The sequence below is a fragment of the Streptomyces sp. ICC4 genome (genome assembly GCF_003287915.1).
Lineage (GTDB): Bacteria > Actinomycetota > Actinomycetes > Streptomycetales > Streptomycetaceae > Streptomyces > Streptomyces tritrimontium.
In genome coordinates, this window is sequence record NZ_CP030286.1 from 3,029,032 (window position 1) to 3,048,679 (window position 19,648).

Sequence of the window (19,648 nt, forward strand, 5' to 3'; positions counted from 1 at the left end):
TAAGCCCAGTGCGATGATGACCAGGCCATGACTGCCCCCCACGCGACGCAGGCCGGACCCGGCCTCAGGCTGATCCGGGCCGCGGTGTTCACCGCGGTCTGTGTCGTGCTGTCCGCCGCCGGGCACGCGCTGGCCTCCTGCGCGACGGTCCCCTGGTGGTCGCTCTGCGCGGGCTTCCTCGCCCTCTTCGCGGTCGCGGCCCCGCTCGCGGGCCGCCGCCGCTCGCTCCCCGGCATCGCCGCCGGACTGGCGGGCGGACAGCTGGCGCTGCACGCGCTGTTCGGCCTCGGCCAGCACGGCGCCACGGCCCCGGCGGGCGGCGCCGCGGCCTCGGACACCTCGCTCGCGGCGCTCGCCGCCCAGTTGGTGTGCGGGGGCAACTCCGTCACGATCGCCCCGGCGGAGGCACGCCGGATCCTGGAGAACGCGGGACTGGACCCGGCCGCCTTGGCCGCACAGGCCCAAGCGCAGGGCCACTCGGCCCACGCCCACTTGGGGCAGGACCTCATCTCACCGGCCACGGGGCCGGTCGGGCTGCTCAGCCCGGCCATGCTGATCGGCCACCTGCTGGCCGCGCTCGCCGCCGGCTGGCTGCTCGGGCGCGGCGACGCCGCGCTGTTCCGACTCCTCGAACTGTCCAGGCTCTCCGCCGAAGCCGGGCCGGTGCGCGCGCTGCGTGCCGCGCTGGCCTACGTACGGGCGCTCGGCGCCGGGCTGCCGGGCACGCCGGACCGTACCCTCCGCACGGCCCGGGCGGCCGCCGGACCGGCCGTCTCCACCGGCCGGGACTCCCTGCAGCACACGGTGATCAGGCGCGGGCCGCCGGCCTCGGCGCTCGCCCTCGCAGCCTGACGCGGCACACCCTCCCGGGACACACGAACGGGAGCAGCGGTGCCGCGGAACTCCGCGCGCGCCGCACGCGGAGCCACCGTCACCACAGCTTCCGTGGAGTGTTCCTGCCATGAAGACCTCTCGCGTCTCCTTCGCCGCCGCCCTCGCCGCCGGTTCCGTGCTCGTCCTGTCCGGCACCGCCTTCGCCCACGTCGGCGTACAGCCCGGCGAGGCCACCAAGGGCGGCTACGCGACCATCGACTTCAAGGTCCCCAACGAGCGCGACGCCGCCTCGACCACCCAGCTCGAGGTCAACTTCCCGGTCGACCAGCCGCTGTCGTCCGTCATGCCGCAGGACGTCCCCGGCTGGACCGTGAAGGTGGAGAAGAGCAAGCTCGACAAGCCGCTCACCGTGCACGGCAAGCAGATCAACGAGGCCGTCACCAAGGTGACCTGGTCGGGCGGCAAGATCGAGCCCGGCAAGTTCCAGCAGTTCCCGCTGTCGATCGGCAAGCTGCCCGACAACGTCGACAAGATGGTCTTCAAGGCGATCCAGACGTACGACAACGGCGAGACCGTGCGCTGGATCGAAGAGGCCAAGGACGGCGCCGCCGAGCCGCAGAACCCGGCGCCCGTGCTGAAGCTGATCGCCGCCCCGGCCGCGGGCGACCACCACGACGACGCCAAGGCGGACGGCTCGAAGGACGCAGCCGCCCACGAGGACGGCCACTCCGAGGCCGCCAAGAGCGGCTCCGACACGACCGCGCGGGCCCTGGGCATCGCCGGCATCGTCATCGGCCTCGGTGGCGTGGCCTTCGGCATCGCCTCGCGCCGCCGCACCTCCTGACCCGCAGGTCCCGCGGCCCGGCCGGCCCCTGACGGCCGCCGGACCCGCCGGACCCCGCCGATCCACCCGTACGCTCCCCGATCCCAGGGACATTCCCATGCGCACCACACGTGTGACGGTCGCCGCCCTCGTTGCGGCGGCCGCCCTCACCCTCACCGCCTGCGGCGGCGAGGGTGCCAAGACCGACCAGGTCACCCAGATCAGCGGAGGCCAGGCGAAGGCCGGCTCCGCGACCGTGCTCGAGCGGCCCTTCGACAAGCCCGACCTCGTCCTCACGGACGCCACCGGCAAGCCGTGGAACCTGCGCGAGCAGACCAAGGGCAAGCCGACGCTCATCTACTTCGGCTACACCAGCTGCCCCGACGTGTGCCCCCTGACGATGAGCAACATCGCCGTCGCCAAGAAGGCGCTCCCCAAGGCCGACCAGGACAAGCTCCAGGTCGTCTTCATCACCACCGACCCGGCGCGGGACACTCCCGAAACCCTCCGCTCGTGGCTCAAGGGCCAGGACCCGGCGTTCACCGGGCTGACCGGGGACTTCGCCACCATCCAGGCCGCCGCGCGCACCCTCGGCATCGGTATCGAGGCCGCGACGACGGACGCCAACGGCAACGTCGTCTCCATGCACGGCGCGCAGGTCATCGCGTTCTCGCCCAAGACGGACGAGGGGTACCTCCTCTACGGGGAGAGCACCACCGTCGACGACTACACGAAGGACCTGCCGAAGATCGCCAAGGGAGAGAACCCGTGAACGCCCGCACCACCCGCTCCCGCACCACCCGCGCCCTCGCCGCCGTCCTCTCCCTGACGGCCGCGCTCGCCATATCCGGCTGCTCCTCGGACGGCAAGGACTCCGCCGGCAAGCCCGAGCTGACGGTCAGCGGGGGCTACATGCCCGAGCCCGTCAACGACAAGATGGCCGGCGCGTTCATGGTCATCGACAACGGCTCCAAGACGGCCGACAAGCTGACCGGGGTCACCAGCACGCTCTCCGACGATCTGCAGATCCACGAGACCAAGGACCAGAAGATGCAGCAGGTGCAGTCCCTGGACGTGCCCGCGAACGGTCAGCTCAAGCTGGAACGCGGCGGCAGCCACGTCATGTTCATGGGTCTCAAGAGCACCCCCAAGGTCGGTGACAAGGTCACCGTCGAGCTGCGCTTCGAGAAGTCCGACCCGGTCAAGGTCGAGCTGGACGTCAAGGAGCGGACGTACAAGGCACAGGCTTCAACGCCCACCAATGGCACCGCCCACTGACGGACCGAGGGACTGACACGCCATGACGGCCACCGCCCCGCCCCCCTCCACGGCCCGCGTGCGTGCCACGGCACTGCTGCCGCGGCTCACGCTGGTCCTCGCCGCGCTGCTGGCAGCCTTCTTCGCCGCGGCCGCCCCGGCCTCGGCGCACGCCGCACTCACCGCGAGCGATCCGGGGGACGGGGCGGTGGTCGCCGCGGCACCCGCCCAGATCACCCTCTCGTTCTCGGAGGGCGTCGCCATGAACGGCGACTCCATCCGCGTCCTGGACCCGCAGGGCAAGCGCGTCGACACCGGTGAACTGCGCGACCTCTGCAGCGGGAACACCATCCGCTACGGAACCGCCCTGCGCCCGGGACTGCCGGACGGCACCTACACGGTCGCCTGGCAGGCCATATCCGCCGACAGCCACCCGATCGCCGGCGCCTTCACCTTCTCCATCGGCGCCCCCTCCGCGACGACCGTCTCGCTGCCCTCGCGGGCGGCGGGGGACGGGCCCGTCGCCATCGCCTACGGGATCGCGCGCTACGTCGCCTACGCCGGGTTCGCCGTCCTCGTCGGGGCCGCCGCCTTCATCCTCCTGTGCTGGCGCCGGGGGGCCGCGGAGCGGTCGATGCAGAAGCTGGTCGTACGGGCCTGGGTCACGCTCACCGTGGCCACCCTCACGATGCTCGTGCTCCGCAACCCCTACACGGGGTCCGGCAAGTTCGCCGACGTCTTCGACCTGGCCGGGCTGAAGTCCGTGCTGGAGACCAAGTCCGGCGCCTCGCTCGTCTCGCGACTGCTCCTCCTCGGCGCCGCCGCGCTCTTCATCACCGTCCTGTTCGGCGCCTACGCGCGGCGCCACCGGAGTGACGGGGCCTCCGGGGAGGGGACCCCTGTGGACGGAGGTCCCGTGGACGGGGCTTCCGTGGACGAGGCTTCCGGAGACGAGGCCAAGGACTCCGCCGACGCCAAGGACGAGAGCGACCTCCTCTTCGGTCTCGGCGTCGGCGGAGCCGTGGTCGCCGCGGGCATCGCCGCCACATGGGCGCTGTCCGAGCACGCCTCCACCGGCATCCAGCCCGCCCTCGCCATGCCCGTCGACATCCTGCACCTGATGGCCGTCGCCACCTGGCTCGGCGGACTCACCGCCCTGCTCGTCGCCCTCCACAAGGTCCCCGGGATCGAGCGCGAGGCCATCCGGCGGTTCTCCGCCGTCGCCTTCACCAGCGTTCTCGTGCTGACCGCCACCGGCGCCTACCAGTCCTGGCGCCAGGTCGGCAGCTGGTCGGCGCTGACCGGAACCGACTACGGCCGGCTGCTGCTCGTCAAGATCGGCCTCGTCCTCGTCCTCGTCGGCGTCGCCTACGTCTCCCGCAAGTGGACCTCGCGGCTCACCGGGACGGCCCGGGCCGAGAACGGGGTGGAGCAGGACGAGGAAGCCAGGGTCGGGGCCGCCGAGCCGGGCGATGTTTCACGTGAAACAACGGCCGGGGCGCTTCCCGCCGACCCCCGGCGCGCCGCCCAGCTGGCCCGCCAGAGCGCCGCCCGGCGCACCGCACGGGAGAAGCAGGCGCGCGACGCCGACCCGGACCGCGCGGGCCTTCGCCGGTCCGTGCTGGCCGAGGCGGGCGTCGCCGTGGTCCTGCTGGCCGTCACCACCGTCCTCACCAGTACGGAGCCCGGCCGCGCGGCGGAGCTGGAAGCCGGCAGCGGGTCCACCGCCACCGCCGTTCCCGACCGCGCGGTCAAGATCACGATGCCCTTCGACACCGGCGGCCAGAACGGCAAGGGCTCCGTCCGGCTCCAGCTCGACCCCGGCCGCGTCGGTGCGAACACCCTCCACGTGTGGGCCGAGACCCCCGACGGCAAGCCCCTCGACCTCCCCGAGGTCAAGGTGGCGTTCACCCTCCGGGCCAAGGACGTCGGCCCGCTGCCGGTCGCACCCGAGCGGGCCGCGGCCGGACACTGGAGCGCTTCGGGCGTCCAGCTGCCGCTCCCTGGCGACTGGCAGATCGACGTGACCGTCCGCACCTCCGACATCGACCAGACGACCGTCCAGAAGAACGTCAAGATCGGCTGACCAGCGTGACCCAGAACAGCAGCGAGACCACCGAGAACGCCCAGGGCAGCCCCGACGTCGAGATCTCCCGGCGCCGGCTGCTGGGCACGGTCGGCGCCGCGGGCGCCGCCGGGCTCGCCCTCGGCGCCACCGGCGGGGCCCTCGTGCACTCGGCCGTGTCCGGGCCGGGGACGACGGGCTCCGGCGGCGCCGCCGGCACGCTGGCGTCCATCGGCGCCACCCGGGTGGCCTTCGAGGGGACGCACCAGGCCGGCATCACGACGCCCCTCCAGGCCAAGGGCCACGTCCTCGCCTTCGACCTGGCGCCGGGTGCCGGTCGCACCGAGGCCGCCGCCCTGATGCGCCGTTGGTCCGACACCGCCCGGCGGCTGACGGCGGGCGAGAACGCGCCGATCGCCGACAGCGGCATCGCCCTGGACTCCGGCCCCTCCTCGCTCACCGTCACCTTCGGCTTCGGCCACTCCTTCTTCGAGCGCACGGGCCTGGCGGGCCGCCGTCCCGTCGCCCTCGACCCGCTGCCGGACTTCTCCTCCGACCGGCTCGACCCCCAGCGCAGCAACGGCGACCTGTGGGTCCAGATCGGCGCCGACGACGCGCTCGTCGCCTTCCACGCGCTGCGCGCCCTGCAGAAGGAAGCCGGGCAGGCGGCCCGCCTCCGCTGGCAGATGAACGGCTTCAATCGGTCTCCCGGCGCCACCGCCACCCCCATGACCGCCCGCAACCTCATGGGCCAGGTCGACGGCACCAACAATCCGAAGCCCTCCGAGGCCGATTTCGACAAGCGGATCTTCGTCCAGGGCGGGGGGCCGGCCGAGCACGCCTGGATGGCCGGGGGCTCGTACGCCGTCGTACGCCGCATCCGCATGCTCCTCGACCCCTGGGAGCAGCAGTCGCTCACCCAGCAGGAGCAGGTCATCGGCCGTACGAAGGCCACCGGCGCCCCGCTGACCGGCGGCGGCGAGACCACCGCCATGGCCCTCGACAAGCTCGGCGCCGACGGCAAGCCGGTCATCCCCTCCAACGCGCACGCGCGGATCTCGGCGCCCGCGCAGAACGGCGGGGCGGCCATGCTCCGGCGCCCCTTCTCCTTCCACGACGGGACCGCCGCCGACGGGGCCCCCGATGCCGGGCTGCTCTTCATCTGCTGGCAGGCCGATCCGGTACGCGGTTTCGTCCCGGTCCAGCGCAAGCTCGATCGCGGCGACGCGCTGTCGGAATTCATCCGGCACGAGTCCAGCGGGCTGTACGCGGTGCCGCCCGGCGCGCGCGCCGGGGAGTACGTGGGTCAGCGGCTGCTCGAAGGGTGAACAGCCCAGGTCGCGTCGGGGCCCCGGCATTAGGCTGATCGCATGTCGGCCACCCGCTTCACCTATCTCGGTCCCGAGGGCACGTTCACCGAAGCCGCCCTTCGCACACTGCCCGAAGCCGCGACCCGGGAGCTCGTCCCGATGGTTTCGGTCCCGGCCGCCCTGGACGCCGTACGCAACGGCGAGGCCGCGGCGGCGCTGGTCCCGATCGAGAACTCGGTGGAGGGCGGGGTCACCTCGACCCTGGACGAGCTGGCCTCGGGCGTCCCGCTGATGATCTACCGCGAGGTGCTGCTCCCGATCGCGTTCGCGCTGCTGGTCCGGCCGGGCACGCAGCTGTCGGACGTCAAGACCGTCACCGGGCACCCGGTCGCGCAGCCCCAGGTGCGCAACTGGCTGCGAGCGAACCTGCCCGACGCGCTGTGGGAGTCGGCCGCCTCCAATGCCGACGGGGCCCGCCTCGTCCAGGAGGGCCGCTTCGACGCCGCCTTCGCGGGGGAGTTCGCGGCCGCCACCTACGGGCTCGTGCCGCTGGTCACCGAGATCCACGACGCGCAGAACGCGGAGACGCGCTTCGTGCTCGTGGGCCGCCCGGCCCGGCCGGCCGCGCCGACCGGCGCGGACAAGACCTCGGTGGTGCTGTGGCTCGGCGACGACCGCCCCGGTGCCCTGCTGGAGCTGCTCCAGGAGTTCGCCGTCCGCGGAGTGAACCTGATGCTGATCCAGTCCCGGCCGACGGGCGAGGGGATCGGCAACTACTGCTTCGCCGTGGACGCCGAGGGGCACATCTCCGACCGCCGCGTGGGCGAGGCGCTCATGGGCCTCAAGCGCACCTGTCCCCAGATCCGGTTCCTCGGCTCGTATCCGCGCGCCGGTGTAGCTCAGGGTGACGTCCAGGGGGCCCGGCCCGGCACCTCGGACGGCGATTTCACGGCGGCCTCGGACTGGCTGACGCGCTGCCTCGACGGGCGTCCGTAGCGCTCCGTCCACTGTCCACAGAGTTATCCACAGGCAGAGATGTGAACCTGGGGACAAGTCGACAGAGCAGCACGACAAGGTCGACAAATCGGTCGGGTGGCACAGGTTTCGCGCTGGGGAGCGAGAGGTGAACGGCGTCACCCCCGCATCGTCGATCAACTCTTTGGGGCGAGCCATTCCCACCCGAATGAGTGTGTGAGGGTGGTTTGAACCCTGATTGAGCCCGCTCGCTCCGCCGCCGGGATTGAACTATTCCTGTGTCCACAGATGCGGCGCACAGCCTGTGGATAAGCCGGTCCAGGGGGAAATCCCTGTGGACAAGGAACGCGCTGCGGCCCTGCTCAGGGGGTGCCCGGCCGCCGGCGCCCCGTCCCATTTCGGGGAATGGGACCGCTTTTATCGACTCCGGAGGAAGGATCACTTCCGGTCACCTGTCGAAAGTTTTCCATTCGCGGCAATTGGGACATAGCGACACGCAGCGTGATATCGGTGTGATCCCAGGAAGCCCGGCCCGGTAGCCTGGAGGGGTGATTGACCTCCGGCTGCTCCGTGAAGACCCTGACCGTGTCCGCGCCTCGCAGCGCGCCCGTGGAGAGGACGTCGCCCTCGTCGACGCCCTGCTCTCCGCCGACGAGCGCCGCAGGTCCTCCGGCATGCGATTCGACGAACTCCGCAACGAGCAGAGGTCGCTCGGCAAGCTCATCCCCAAGGCCTCTCCGGAGGAGCGGGCCGAGCTGCTGAAGAAGGCCGACCAGCTCAAGCAGAACGTCAAGGCGGCCGAGGCCGAGCAGAACGAGGCGGACGACGCCGCCAAGCAGCTGCTCCTGCAGCTCGGCAACATCGTCCACACCGACGTGCCCGTCGGCGGCGAGGAGGACTTCACCGTCCTCGAGACGCACGGCACCATCCGCGACTTCGGCGCCGAGGGCTTCGAGCCCAAGGACCACCTGGAGCTCGGCGAGTCCCTCGGCGCCATCGACGTCGAACGCGGCGCCAAGGTGTCGGGCTCGCGCTTCTACTACCTCACGGGTATCGGCGCCCTGCTCGAGCTCGCGCTCGTCAACGCGGCCATCGCCCAGGCCACCGAGGCCGGCTTCATCCCGATGCTCACCCCGGCGCTGGTCCGCCCGCGCGCCATGGAGGGCACCGGCTTCCTCGGCCAGGCCGCGGAGAACGTCTACCACCTGGAGAAGGACGACTACTACCTGGTCGGCACCTCCGAGGTGGCGCTCGCCGCGTACCACATGGACGAGATCATCGACGCGGACAAGCTGCCGCTGCGCTACGCCGGCTTCTCCCCGTGCTTCCGCCGCGAGGCCGGCACGTACGGCAAGGACACCCGCGGCATCTTCCGCGTCCACCAGTTCGACAAGGTCGAGATGTTCTCGTACGTCGCGCCGGAGGAGGCCGAGGCCGAGCACCAGCGTCTCCTCGAGTGGGAGAAGCAGTGGCTGACCAGCCTCGAGCTGCCCTTCCAGGTGATCGACGTCGCCACCGGCGACCTGGGCTCCTCCGCCTCCCGCAAGTTCGACTGCGAGGCGTGGATCCCCACCCAGGGCAAGTACCGCGAGCTGACCTCCGCCTCGAACTGTGACGGCTTCCAGGCCCGCCGCCTGTCGATCCGCTACCGCGACGGCAAGAAGACCGCTCCGCTGTCCACGCTGAACGGCACTCTGTGCGCCGTCCCGCGCACGATCGTCGCCATCCTGGAGAACCACCAGCAGGCCGACGGCACGGTCCGGGTGCCCCCGGTGCTCCGTCCCTACCTGGGCGGCCGCGAGTTCCTGGAGCCGATCGCCAAGTGAGCCCGGCCCCGTTCCCGTACAAGCTCGTCGCGACCGATCTGGACGGCACGCTGCTGCGCGGCGACGACACCGTCTCCGAACGCACCCGTGAGGCACTCGCCGCGGCCACCGCGGCGGGTGCGGCGCACATCGTCGTCACGGGCCGCGCCGTGCCGTGGACCCGGCACATCCTCGACGACCTCGGCTACCAGGGCATCGCGGTCTGCGGGCAGGGCGCACAGGTCTACGACGCGGGCACGCACCGGCTGCTCACCTCGGTGACGCTCGACCGGAAGCTGGCCGCGATCGCGCTGGAGAAGATCGAGGCCGAGGTGGGTCCGCTGGCCCTGGCCGCCAGCCGGGACGGAGTCGACGGCGACGTGCTCTTCGGCCCCGGCTACCAGGTGCAGGAGGGTCTTCCGGCGGTCTACCTGGAGGACACCGCCGATGTCTGGACGGCCCCGCTGAACAAGCTGTACATACAGCACCCCGAGCTGGACGAGGACGCACTCGTCGAGGTGGCCCGGCAGACCGTGGGCAATCTGGTCGGCGTCGTCATGGCCGGTCCGGGCGTCGTGGAGATACTGCCGCTGGGGCTGAGCAAGGCCACCGGCCTCTCGCTGGCCGCGCGCCGGCTGGGCGTGAAGGCCGCCGACACGATCGCCTTCGGCGACATGCCCAACGACATCCCGATGTTCGGCTGGGCTGCGCACGGGGTGGCGATGGCCAACGCCCACGCGGAGCTGAAGGCGGTGGCCGACGAGGTGACCGCCTCCAACGAGCAGGACGGCATCGCGGTGGTCCTGGAGCGTCTGCTCGGCACCGCATAACCCGGGACGGCACACAGGGAAGGGTCCGGAACAGCCCGCGCCGCGAGGCGCGCTCGAAGTGGCTGTTCCGGACCCTCTTTGTTCTCCCCGCACGGCTCACTCTGCCCCTGCCGCACGCCTCGTACCAGTCAATTTCCGTGCCTCAGCCGTGGATCCGGCGCCGCCGCCAGTACGCCGCCGTGGCGAAGGCCAGCAGCGGCCCCCACAGCAGCAGGGGCGCGTAGCTCGCGGTCATGACCCACCGGGCGATGCCGGTCGGGGCGAACTCACCGCCCATGTTCTCGGGGTCGCTCCAGCCGAACGCGCAGTACACAGTGATCAAGGTGACCAGCGCGGCGCCGGTGGCGGCGGGTATGACGGCGGCGAGCGGAGGGATGCGGCGGCCGCCGAGCCACGGCACCCAGTGGGGCATCACCTCTCCCCAGCGCTGGACGAGGCCCAGGGCGAGCAGACCGATCAGCTCGGCGACGACGCTGAGCGCGATCAGGTAGAAGGAGTACCTGCTCGGGTAGTTGCTCACGTGCAGCACATCGCCCTCCTTGAAGCCCGACGGGATGCCGAAGGCGATGGCCGTGCGCCACAGGCCGGTGGGCAGGAGCGTGAGGGCGGCGCCCTTGGCGGCCCAGCGGGCGGCCCGCGAGACACCGGGAACCGTGGCGAGCGCCGGGTCCGTGGAGGCGGGAGGGGCGGAGACGGAGTCAGGGACGGTCGGGGCGGGGGTGGTGTGCACGGTCATCGTCAAGTCCTGTCCGGGAGGCGGGGTGATGCCTCAAGCCTCGTGCGGCGAAGCCCTCGGAACCATCCGCCGATCAGCAGGTCTCCGGGCCGGCCGGCGCCGGTCCGCCTCTGCCGAACGGCAGATGGCCCCGGTGGGGGCGGCCTCGTAGGGTCGGGGCGTGCCTGCGAAACCGAACGCGTACGCTCCCGCGCTGGCCTCGGCCGGCCTGCTGTCCCTGGTCTGCTCCGTCGTGCGCGTTCCCGAGGCGTGGACGCTGGCCGGGATGGTCCTCCTGCTGCCGCTGCTGGCCCTGGTGGCGCGCTGGTCCCCGGTGCGGTCCGGGTGCGCCGCGGGCTTCCTGGGCGTGGCCGCGGTGGCCGGGTGGCCGGTCCCGTTGGTGTGGGGCGGCGGATCGTGGCTGGAGGTCTGCGGAGCGGCGGCGTTCTGGTCGCTGCCGGCCGTCGGCGCGGTGGCCGCCGGCGGTTACCTGCGCCGTCAGGCCGGTCGGGTCCGGCAGGCCGTACGGGACGCGCGGCGCGACCAGCAACTGGAGCTGGCCCGGGACCTGCACGACTTCGTCGCGCACGACGTGAGCGCGATCGTGGTGCGGGCACAGGCGGCCCGGTTCGTGGCCGAGCGGGATCCCGGACAGGCGCTCCTCGCCCTGGAGCGGATCGAGGCCGCCGGTCTGAGTGCCCTGGCGTCGATGGACCGGACCGTGCACGCGCTGCACGAGGCCGCCGGCGGGCCCACGGCCCCGGTGCCGGGTCTGGCCGAACTGCCGGAGCTGGTGGAGCGGTTCGAGGGCGCGGAACTGGCCGCCGACCCCGGCGTGCTGGAAGAGCTGTCACGGGAGGCGGACACCACCGCGTACAGGGTGGCCGTCGAGGCCTTGACGAACGTACGCCGGCACGCGCCGGGGGCGGCCTCGGTGCTGGTCACCCTCCAGCGGGCCGGGTCGGGCATGGAGGTCAGCGTGGCCAACTCCGCCGCCCCGCGCGGCCCGGCGGGGCTGCTGGGCCGTCGGCGCCGCAGCGGTACGGGACTGGCCGGTCTGCGCGCCCGGGTGGAGGCCGCGGGCGGGACCCTGCGGGCCGGGGCGGGAGCCGACGGCGGCTGGAGGGTTTCCGCCGTCTTCCCGGCGGCGGGGCGCCCGGCCGGGTGATCATGTCCGAGTGACCACACGCATCCTGATAGCCGACGACCAAGAGGACATCCGCAGCGGCTTCCGGTTGATCCTCGATTCGCAGCCCGACATGACCGTCGTGGGGGAGGCCGCGGACGGGGAGCGTGCGGTGGCGCTGGCCCGGGAGCTGCGGCCGGACGTGGTGCTGACGGACATCCGGATGCCGTTGCTGGACGGGCTGGAAGTGACGCGGCTGCTGGCACCCGCGACCCGGGTCGTGGTGGTGACCACCTTCGACCTGGACGAGTACGTGCACACCGCGCTGCGGGACGGTGCCTGCGGTTTCCTGCTGAAGCGGTCGGGACCGGCGCTGCTGATCGAGGGGGTGCGGGCGGCCATGGCCGGGGACACGCTGATCAGTCCCCAGATCACGGTGCGTCTGCTGAGCCGGCTGGCCCAGGAGCACCCGGTCGCGCCGCGCGGCGGCCACCCGTTGACGGGGCGCGAGGTGGAAATCGTACGGCTGGTGGCGAAGGGGCACACGAACGCGGAGATCGGTGCCGAGCTCTTCATCAGCGCCGGGACCGCGAAGACGCACGTCGCCAACGTGCAGGCGAAGCTGGGGGTCCGCAACCGGGTGGGGATCGCCTCGTGGGCCTGGGAGCACGGGGTGGCGCAGCCGGAACGCGCCTGATCATGTTTCACGTGAAACACGCGCGGCCGGGGCGGCCCGCGCTGCGCGCGGGTGCGGATGCCGGGTGAGCGGCCACGCGAGCAGTCCTACGGCGAGCGCGATGGCGTGGCCGTAATCGGTGAAGGTGGCGCCGGTGAGGAGCGGGATCCCGAAGAACGCCACGGACCCCGCCAGGTAGAGCCAGCGCCAGGGGCCGGGGAGGCGGTAGGCCAGCACTCCGATGGCGGTGGCGAGGCCGTAGCTGACGCCGATGTCGACGACACGGACCATGCTGCGCGGGGCGCGGTTGTCCTGGATGGCCATCAGGACGAGCTTCTGGCTGATCAGGGTGGCGGTGACGTGGCCGGTCGTGATGATGAAGAGCCAGCGCAGCGTGCCGAGCCAGCGTTCGACATTGGCGTGGAAGACCTCGAAGAGCACGACGTAGAGGGGGAGCGAGGCCGGGTCCTCGATCCAGAAGGCGCTGCTGAGCAGGGCCCGTATGGGGTGGCGGGCGAGCTCGTGGATGTTGCTGCTGTTGCGGTGGAGCAGGACGTGCTCGAGGTGGTCGGGCACGATCACGACCACCACGCTGGTGAGGGCGATGATCAGCAACCAGATGTGGGTTCCGGGCGCGGACCGTATCCAGGACCGTATCGGCCTGGACGGCTCGGGCTCGGGGTGCTCGATCATGTCCCCGATGATGCCGCGCGAACCTGTGCCCCGCCTGGCCGGTGGGCCGGGCGGGGCACTGTTTCACGTGAAACACCCGGCACGGGTGCGGGTGGTTCGTGCCCTACTCCTCGCCCGCCAGGGTGAGGCGGCGAAGCCTCTGTCCGGCGTAGAGGGTGGCGCCGACGGTGACCGCGACGAGCAGGATCACCGCGGTGGGCAGCCCGACGGTGGCGTCCACGTACCCCTCGCCGGCGACCTTCTGCGCGAGGGCGAGCGACCACTGCTGGACGCTCAGGGTCTTGGCTCCGTCGACGAGGCTGCCGAAGAGCGACTCCCAGATCAGCGCGTAGACGAGGCCGAAGACGACCGCGTGCCGGCTGACGGTGCCCAGCAGCAGGAACAGCGCGCTGTAGGCGATCGAGGCGATGAGCGCCGCGACGGTGTAGGCGACGGCGATCTGCTGGCCGTTGCCGTTGAGGATGAAGCCGGCGATCAGGGTGGGGATCGCGGAGAAGACCATGGTGACGGCGATCGCGACGATCAGCTTGGTCATGATGATCGTCGGGCGCTTCACCGGCTTGGAGAGCAGGTAGACGATCGAGCCGTCGTCGATCTCCGGGCCGATGGCGCCGGTGCCGGCGATGACACCGATCAGCGGGACCATCGTGGCCAGGGCGAATCCGCCGAGGAGGTCGGCGGCGACCTTGTCGTCCAGACCCGTGAAGGCGCGGACGGCGATGGAGATGAGGATCAGCAGGGCGGGCAGCGCGAAGAGGATCAGCGCGCGACGGCGGCCGAGCAGGGCCCGGTAGGTGAGCCGGGCAACGGTGGGGTTGTACATGGATGCCAGCTCCTTCAGGCCGCGACGAGGTAGGAGAAGACCGACTCGAGGGACTCGTCGGAGGGCGAGACCGTCAGCAGCCGGATGCCGTGCTCGCGGGCGACCCGCGGCAGCAGTTCGGTGAAGCGCCCGAAGTCGACCGCCTGGATGCGCAGGACGCCCTCCTTCAGGTCGACCTCGATCCCGGCGGTGGACGGGTCGGCGATCAGGGCCGCGGCGAGCACCCGGTCGTCGGAGGAGCGGACGAGGTAGCGGTGCGGGCGGTCCGTCATCAGGCGGCGGATCTTGCGGAAGTCTCCGGAGGCGGCGTGCCGGCCTGCGACGACCACCTCGATGTGGGAGGCGAGCTGTTCGACCTCCTCCAGGATGTGCGAGGAGAACAGCACCGTGCGGCCGTCGTCGCCCATCCGCCGCAGCAGGTCCATGAGCTGCATGCGCTGGCGCGGGTCCATGCCGTTGAACGGCTCGTCGAGCAGCAGCACGGACGGGTCGTGGACCAGGGCGGAGGCCATCTTCACGCGCTGGCGCATGCCCTTGGAGTACGTGGAGATCTTGCGGTCCTGCGCGTATTCCATCTCGACCGTGGCCAGGGCCCGCTGGGCGGCGAGCCCGTCGAGCCCGTGCAGCTCGGCGTTGGCGACGACGAACTCCTTGCCGGTGAGGAAGTCGTACATGGCCTCGCGCTCGGGCACGACACCGATCTGCTTGTAGACCTGCTCGTTGCGCCAGATCGGGGTGCCGTCGAGGGTGACGGTGCCCGTGGAGGGGGCGAGGAAGCCGCCCATCATGTTGATGAGGGTGGACTTGCCCGCGCCGTTGGGGCCCAGCAGGCCGGTGACGCCGGGACCGATGCGCATGGTCACGTCGTTGACGGCGACGACGTTCCCGAACCAGCGGGAAGTGTGGTCGATGTCGATGATGGTCACAGCCCGGCCTTCCGGTAGCGGGCCATCAGGGCGGCGTAGGAGCCGGCGATCAGGCCGAGGATGACGAGCAGGTAGACGGTGCCGGCGGCGGCCGAGGGGGCCTCCTGGCCGGGGAAGGCGGAGGTGGCGCCGAGGAAGGCGGCCTGGAACCCGTCGATGAGGCTGATCGGGGAGAACAGCCCCAGCCACTGGACGACTCCGGTCGATCCGGTGCTGTAGGCGATCCCCTGGACGGCCGTGACCGCGCCGAAGGGGATCAGGAGCACGGCGATGATGGCGGCGACGCCGAAGCCGCGGCGCGGGGTGAGCGCGGCCATGACCAGGCCGAGGCCGGAGAAGAGGAGCGACAGCAGCAGTACCGACACCAGTCCCTGTCCGAATCCCTTGGTCTGGTCACCGAAGTCGAACTTCGCGAGCAGCGAGCCGATGTACATGATCACCAGCGGGGTGGCCGTGAGGATGAAGAGGGCCGAGGCCATGGCGGCGAACTTGGCCACCACGTAGTCCACGCGCTCGATGGGCCGCGAGAAGTAGAGCGGCACCGTCTTGAAGCGCAGGTCCCGGGAGACCGACTGCGGTGCCTGCGAAGCGAGGTAGAGGCCGATGATCACCTGGGTGGTCAGGGCGTACGTCGTGTACTTGATCGGCAGGTCCGTGGAGCCGGGCACGGCGATGGCGATGGCGACGAGGATCAGCGCGGGGACGCACATCACCGCGAAGAGCAGCATCGGCAGCACCTTGGACTTGGCCGAGCGGCCGAGTCCGTAGGCACCGCGCAGCGACTGCGCGAACAGCGACTTCCGGGCGTAGGCGCGGCCGAGCCGGGGGCCGTCGTAGGACCGGTAGCCGATGTTGTGGATCTGGGTCGAGGTGTCAGGCGCCATCGGAACCGGCTCCCTTCTGCTGGGTGGCGGACAGCGCGGCGGCCTGGACGGCCTTCGCGTCGCTGTCGCGGAAGACCTCCGCGATGTGGTGGCGGCGCTGCTCCATGCGGACCAGGCCGATGCCGAGCTCGGCGACGGCGTCGCGGACGACGTCGTACGTCGCCTCGCCGGTGGCCTCGACGAGGAGGATGTGGCCGGCTCCGGGCAGGCCCTCCTCCTCGCCCGCGTGCAGCGTGACGCCCGCCTCGGCCAGCGCCTTGCGCAGGGCGGCGGTGCCGTCCGGGTGGGCGTCGGAGTCGGTGACCTCGACCGCGAGGGTCGTGGTGGTCTGCATGAAGTCGCTGGTGGAGCTGGAGCGCAGCAGCTTGCCGCCGTCGACGACCACCACGTGGTCGCAGGTGCGCTCCAGCTCGCCGAGGAGGTGGGAGGTGACCAGGACCGAGATGCCGAAGTCGGTGTAGACGCGGCGGATCAGGCCCAGCATCTCGTCGCGGCCGACCGGGTCGAGTCCGTTGGTGGGCTCGTCGAGGAGGACCAGCTGGGGGTCGTGGACCAGCGCCTGAGCCAGCTTGACGCGCTGCTTCATGCCGGTGGAGTAGCCGCCGATGGGGCGGTAGCGCTCCTCGTACAGCCCGACGTGGCGCAGGGTGTCAGCGGTGCGCTCGCGCGCCGCGGTCGGCGGGAGCCCGGACATGCGCGCCATGTGCACGACGAACTCGGTGGCCGAGACGTCGGGAGGCAGGCAGTCGTGCTCGGGCATGTAGCCGACGCGTTCACGGATCGTGCCGCCATGGGTGGCGACGTCGAGTCCGAGCACGGCGGCGGTGCCCTCGGTGGCGGGGGAGAGTCCCAGCAGAATCTTGATCAGCGTGGACTTGCCGGCCCCGTTGGCGCCCACGAGCCCGGTTACGCCGGGCCCGATGTCCAGGGAGAGCCGGTCGAGCGCGGTCACTCGGGGGTACCGCTTGCTCAGGCTTTCGGTCGCGATGACAGTCACGTCACCGACGTTAGTGGCGGTGGACGGTCCGATCGTCAGACCTGGAGCTCGATCCTTTCTCCGCCTTCAGGACTACGGACCCTGGCAGAAGGCTGACTCCAGGCTGACGCGCACCGGACAAGTTTGTCCACAGGTCCGTGCACGGGCCTTGACGTGACCTCCGGTCATTGTCACATTCATCAGTGTCAAGTTACGGGCGCGTACGGCTACACGGACGGACGGCTGGCATGGCTGGGGACACCAAGCAACGCACCACAGAACTCTCCGCCGAACTGCGCGGGTTCAAGGAAGTGCAGCGACTCTCCTACGAGTGCGCGGAGGCCGTCGCGGCGCAGCTGCGCCCCGGTGTCACCGAGCGCGAGGCCGCGCGGATGCAGCGCGAATGGCTGCGCGAGCGCGGGGTGCGGGACTGGTTCCACATGCCGTTCGCGTGGTTCGGCGACCGCACCGCCTTCACGGACTTCAAGATCCCCCTGCAGTTCTTCCCGACGAACCGCGCCCTGGAGCCGGGGATGCCGTTCATCCTCGACATGGCCCCGGTCTACAAGGGCTACACCGCCGACATCGGGTACTCGGGCAGCCTCGGCCTCAACCCGGTGCAGGACCGGCTCATGTCCGACCTGAAGGCGCACCGCGCGCTGATCCTGGACCAGGTGCGCGAGCGCCGCTCCCTGCGCGACATCTACGAGAACGTGGAACGGCTGATGATCAGCCAGGGGTACGCCAACCGGCACCGGGCCTACCCCTTCGGCGTCATCGCGCACAAGATAGACCGGGTCAAGGAGCGGCGCTGGTCGCCGACCGCGTTCGGGTTCGGCACCCAGGCCCTGAAGGGGCTGGCCTCCGACGCCCTGCACGGCCACCGCGAGGGCTGGTCCCCGCTGTGGAGCCCGTACCACTTCTCCGACCACCTGCCGCAGCCCGGCCTGTGGGCGGTGGAGCCGCACCTGGGTTTCCGGGGCACCGGCGCGAAGTTCGAGGAGATCCTGGTCGTCACCGACTCCCGGGACCCCGAGGAGAGCGCGTTCTGGCTGGACGACGATCTGCCGCACGTGCGGCGCTGGGCTGAGGAGAAGGCGGCATGAGCGGGATGACGGAGACGGGTCTGGCGGGCGCGCGCGAGCGCTGGGTGAGCACCGGCGGGGTCGAGCTCTGCGTCGTCGAGCTCGGTGACGCGCAGCGGCCGACCGTGGTGCTGGTGCACGGGTACCCGGACAGCAAGGAGGTCTGGTCGGAGGTCGCCGAGCGGCTGGCCTCCCACTTCCACGTCGTGCTCTACGACGTGCGCGGCCACGGGCGCTCCACGGCCCCGAAGCCGCTGCGCGGCGGCTTCACCCTGGAGAAGCTGACCGACGACTTCCTCGCGGTCGCGGACGCGGTCAGCCCGGACCGCCCGGTCCACCTCGTCGGCCACGACTGGGGCTCGGTCCAGGGCTGGGAGTTCGCGACGGTGGCCCGGACCGAGGGCCGGATCGCCTCCTTCACCTCGATGTCCGGGCCCTCGCTCGACCACTTCGGGCACTGGATCAAGAAGCGGATGGCGCGGCCCACCCCGCGGCGGGCCGCCCAGTTGCTGAGCCAGGGCGCCAAGTCCTGGTACGTGTACATGCTCCACACGCCCGTGCTGCCGGAGCTCGCCTGGCGCGGGCCGCTCGGCAAGCAGTGGCCGAAGATCCTCCAGCGGATCGAGAAGGTCCCGGCCGGGAACTACCCCACGGCCTCCCTGCCCTCTGACGCCGCGCACGGCGCCTGGCTCTACCGGGACAACGTCCGGCCCCGGCTGCGCCGGCCGCGCGCCGACGCGTACGCGCACGTACCGGTCCAGCTGATCACCCCCACCGGGGACGCCTTCCTGTCCGAGCGGCTCTACGACGAGCTGGAGCTGTGGGCCCCGGACCTGGTGCGGCGCACCCTGCCGGCCAAGCACTGGGTGCCCCGGACCCGGCCCGACCAGCTGGCCGCGTGGATCACCGAGTTCGTCACCGCGCGGGAGGAGCCCGCCGCACGGGCGCCCGAGCGGAAGGCCCCGGGCAAGTACGCCGACCGGTTCGGCGGGCAGCTGGTCCTGGTCACCGGAGCCGCCAGCGGCATCGGCCGGGCCACGGCCTTCGCGTTCGCCGAGTCCGGGGCCCGCGTGGTGTGCGTGGACCGGGACGCGGAGGGCGCGGCCCGCACCGCCGACATGGCGCGGCTCGTCGGCTCGCCGAAGGCGTGGGGCGAGTGCGTCGACGTCAGCGACGAGCAGGCGATGGAGAAGCTCGGCGCGAAGGTCGCCGCGGAGTACGGGATCGTGGACGTCCTGGTCAACAACGCCGGGATCGGCCTTTCCGGCCCGTTCCTGGAGACGACCGCCGAGGACTGGAAGAAGGTCCTCGACGTCAACCTGTGGGGGGTCATCCACGGCTGCCGGATCTTCGGCAAGCAGATGGCCGAGCGGGGACAGGGCGGGCACATCGTCAACACCGCGTCCGCCGCCGCCTACCTGCCGTCCAGGACGCTGCCCGCCTACAGCACCTCCAAGGCGGCGGTGCTGATGCTGAGCGAGTGCCTGCGCGCGGAGCTGGCGTCGCAGTCGATCGGGGTCTCTGCGATCTGCCCCGGCATCGTCAACACCAACATCACCGCCACCTCCCGCTTCGCCGGGGTGGACGAGGCCGAGGAGAAGCGCCGCCAGCAGAAGTCCTCCCGGCTCTACGGGCTGCGCAACTTCCCGCCGGAGAAGGTCGCCGACGCGATCCTGCTCGCGGTGGTGCAGAACCAGGCCGTGGTCCCGGTGACTCCCGAGTCCAAGGGCGCCCTGTGGATGTCCCGGTTCGCGCCGGGGACGCTGCGCCGGCTCGCGAGAGTGGAGCCCAGGCTGTGAGCGCGATCGCGTACGCGTACGCGATCGCGCCGCGGCGGGTGGCCTT

The 19,648-nt window shown here is 71.5% G+C and carries 19 protein-coding genes; 13 read left to right on the forward strand and 6 right to left on the reverse strand.

Annotated features, from left to right (window positions below; genetic code table 11):
• Positions 1-27 precede the first annotated feature (27 nt).
• From DRB89_RS14105 to DRB89_RS14145, 9 genes are all read left to right on the forward strand, one after another.
• Positions 28-852, forward strand: a complete 825-nt coding sequence (locus DRB89_RS14105; protein WP_112448060.1) for a hypothetical protein — start codon at positions 28-30, stop codon at positions 850-852.
• A 109-nt stretch (positions 853-961) separates the two neighbouring features.
• Positions 962-1,678, forward strand: coding sequence for a YcnI family protein (locus tag DRB89_RS14110; RefSeq protein ID WP_112448061.1), 717 nt, complete (start codon positions 962-964; stop codon positions 1,676-1,678).
• Positions 1,679-1,775: 97 nt separating this feature from the next.
• On the forward strand, positions 1,776-2,429 hold the full coding sequence (locus tag DRB89_RS14115; RefSeq protein WP_112448062.1) for an SCO family protein: 654 nt from the start codon (positions 1,776-1,778) through the stop codon (positions 2,427-2,429).
• Positions 2,426-2,935 (forward strand): copper chaperone PCu(A)C, encoded by a 510-nt coding sequence (locus DRB89_RS14120; RefSeq protein WP_112448063.1) that lies wholly within the window; start codon positions 2,426-2,428, stop codon positions 2,933-2,935. The genes DRB89_RS14115 and DRB89_RS14120 overlap by 4 nt, the downstream gene beginning before the upstream one ends.
• 22 nt (positions 2,936-2,957) lie before the next feature.
• Positions 2,958-5,000 carry a copper resistance protein CopC gene (locus DRB89_RS14125; protein WP_112448064.1) on the forward strand — a complete coding sequence of 681 codons (2,043 nt, stop codon included), beginning with the start codon at positions 2,958-2,960 and terminating at the stop codon, positions 4,998-5,000.
• Between the two features lie 5 nt (positions 5,001-5,005).
• Entirely contained in the window at positions 5,006-6,307 is a 1,302-nt protein-coding gene (gene efeB / locus DRB89_RS14130; protein WP_239516130.1) for an iron uptake transporter deferrochelatase/peroxidase subunit, read from the forward strand.
• A gap of 42 nt (positions 6,308-6,349) precedes the next feature.
• Entirely contained in the window at positions 6,350-7,285 is a 936-nt protein-coding gene (gene pheA, locus DRB89_RS14135; protein WP_112448065.1) for a prephenate dehydratase, read from the forward strand.
• A 527-nt stretch (positions 7,286-7,812) separates the two neighbouring features.
• Positions 7,813-9,090 (forward strand): serine--tRNA ligase, encoded by a 1,278-nt coding sequence (gene serS, locus DRB89_RS14140; RefSeq protein ID WP_112448066.1) that lies wholly within the window; start codon positions 7,813-7,815, stop codon positions 9,088-9,090.
• Entirely contained in the window at positions 9,087-9,899 is an 813-nt protein-coding gene (locus tag DRB89_RS14145; RefSeq protein WP_112448067.1) for an HAD family hydrolase, read from the forward strand. Before serS ends, DRB89_RS14145 begins: the two co-directional genes overlap by 4 nt.
• Before the next feature lie 142 nt (positions 9,900-10,041).
• On the opposite strand, the gene DRB89_RS14150 is transcribed toward DRB89_RS14145, so the two are convergent.
• Complete coding sequence (locus DRB89_RS14150; RefSeq protein WP_112448068.1) at positions 10,042-10,635, reverse strand: hypothetical protein; 594 nt, start codon at positions 10,633-10,635, stop codon at positions 10,042-10,044.
• 160 nt (positions 10,636-10,795) lie between these two features.
• Here DRB89_RS14150 and DRB89_RS14155 point away from each other — a divergent pair, with 160 nt between their 5' ends.
• Positions 10,796-11,782: a histidine kinase gene (locus DRB89_RS14155; protein ID WP_239516131.1), complete on the forward strand. Its 987-nt coding sequence runs from the start codon at positions 10,796-10,798 to the stop codon at positions 11,780-11,782.
• Between the two features lie 10 nt (positions 11,783-11,792).
• The gene (locus tag DRB89_RS14160) at positions 11,793-12,437 is read left to right on the forward strand and encodes a response regulator transcription factor (RefSeq protein WP_112448069.1); all 645 of its coding nucleotides are present in this window, start codon (positions 11,793-11,795) and stop codon (positions 12,435-12,437) included.
• Here the strand turns inward: DRB89_RS14160 and DRB89_RS14165 are convergent, their stop codons facing one another.
• From DRB89_RS14165 to DRB89_RS14185, 5 genes are all read right to left on the reverse strand, one after another.
• Entirely contained in the window at positions 12,438-13,109 is a 672-nt protein-coding gene (locus tag DRB89_RS14165; protein WP_112448070.1) for a rhomboid-like protein, read from the reverse strand.
• A gap of 103 nt (positions 13,110-13,212) precedes the next feature.
• Complete coding sequence (locus DRB89_RS14170) at positions 13,213-13,932, reverse strand: ABC transporter permease subunit (protein ID WP_112448071.1); 720 nt, start codon at positions 13,930-13,932, stop codon at positions 13,213-13,215.
• Between the two features lie 14 nt (positions 13,933-13,946).
• Positions 13,947-14,858: an ABC transporter ATP-binding protein gene (locus DRB89_RS14175; protein ID WP_112448072.1), complete on the reverse strand. Its 912-nt coding sequence runs from the start codon at positions 14,856-14,858 to the stop codon at positions 13,947-13,949.
• Positions 14,855-15,742 carry an ABC transporter permease subunit gene (locus DRB89_RS14180; RefSeq protein WP_112448073.1) on the reverse strand — a complete coding sequence of 296 codons (888 nt, stop codon included), beginning with the start codon at positions 15,740-15,742 and terminating at the stop codon, positions 14,855-14,857. Before DRB89_RS14180 ends, DRB89_RS14175 begins: the two co-directional genes overlap by 4 nt.
• Positions 15,732-16,739 (reverse strand): ABC transporter ATP-binding protein, encoded by a 1,008-nt coding sequence (locus DRB89_RS14185; protein ID WP_112448074.1) that lies wholly within the window; start codon positions 16,737-16,739, stop codon positions 15,732-15,734. The genes DRB89_RS14180 and DRB89_RS14185 overlap by 11 nt, the downstream gene beginning before the upstream one ends.
• 227 nt (positions 16,740-16,966) lie before the next feature.
• On the opposite strand from DRB89_RS14185, the gene DRB89_RS14190 reads away from it, so the two are divergent.
• Both DRB89_RS14190 and DRB89_RS14195 read left to right on the forward strand, forming a co-directional pair.
• On the forward strand, positions 16,967-17,824 hold the full coding sequence (locus tag DRB89_RS14190; RefSeq protein WP_112448075.1) for a M24 family metallopeptidase: 858 nt from the start codon (positions 16,967-16,969) through the stop codon (positions 17,822-17,824).
• Between the two features lie 5 nt (positions 17,825-17,829).
• Positions 17,830-19,602, forward strand: coding sequence for an SDR family oxidoreductase (locus tag DRB89_RS14195; RefSeq protein ID WP_112453313.1), 1,773 nt, complete (start codon positions 17,830-17,832; stop codon positions 19,600-19,602).
• Positions 19,603-19,648: the final 46 nt, after the last annotated feature.

What these genes read in the sequence shown, in the direction of transcription:
- DRB89_RS14105 (WP_112448060.1), top strand. Translation starts at nt 28, where the DNA reads ATGACTGCCCCCCACGCGACGCAGGCCGGACCCGGCCTCAGGCTGATC.
- DRB89_RS14110 (WP_112448061.1), top strand. Translation starts at nt 962, where the DNA reads ATGAAGACCTCTCGCGTCTCCTTCGCCGCCGCCCTCGCCGCCGGTTCC.
- DRB89_RS14115 (WP_112448062.1), top strand. Translation starts at nt 1,776, where the DNA reads ATGCGCACCACACGTGTGACGGTCGCCGCCCTCGTTGCGGCGGCCGCC.
- DRB89_RS14125 (WP_112448064.1), top strand. Translation starts at nt 2,958, where the DNA reads ATGACGGCCACCGCCCCGCCCCCCTCCACGGCCCGCGTGCGTGCCACG.
- pheA (WP_112448065.1), top strand. Translation starts at nt 6,350, where the DNA reads ATGTCGGCCACCCGCTTCACCTATCTCGGTCCCGAGGGCACGTTCACC.
- DRB89_RS14150 (WP_112448068.1), bottom strand. Translation starts at nt 10,635, where the DNA reads ATGACCGTGCACACCACCCCCGCCCCGACCGTCCCTGACTCCGTCTCC.
- DRB89_RS14165 (WP_112448070.1), bottom strand. Translation starts at nt 13,109, where the DNA reads ATGATCGAGCACCCCGAGCCCGAGCCGTCCAGGCCGATACGGTCCTGG.
- DRB89_RS14170 (WP_112448071.1), bottom strand. Translation starts at nt 13,932, where the DNA reads ATGTACAACCCCACCGTTGCCCGGCTCACCTACCGGGCCCTGCTCGGC.
- DRB89_RS14180 (WP_112448073.1), bottom strand. Translation starts at nt 15,742, where the DNA reads ATGGCGCCTGACACCTCGACCCAGATCCACAACATCGGCTACCGGTCC.
- DRB89_RS14190 (WP_112448075.1), top strand. Translation starts at nt 16,967, where the DNA reads ATGGCTGGGGACACCAAGCAACGCACCACAGAACTCTCCGCCGAACTG.
- DRB89_RS14195 (WP_112453313.1), top strand. Translation starts at nt 17,830, where the DNA reads ATGACGGAGACGGGTCTGGCGGGCGCGCGCGAGCGCTGGGTGAGCACC.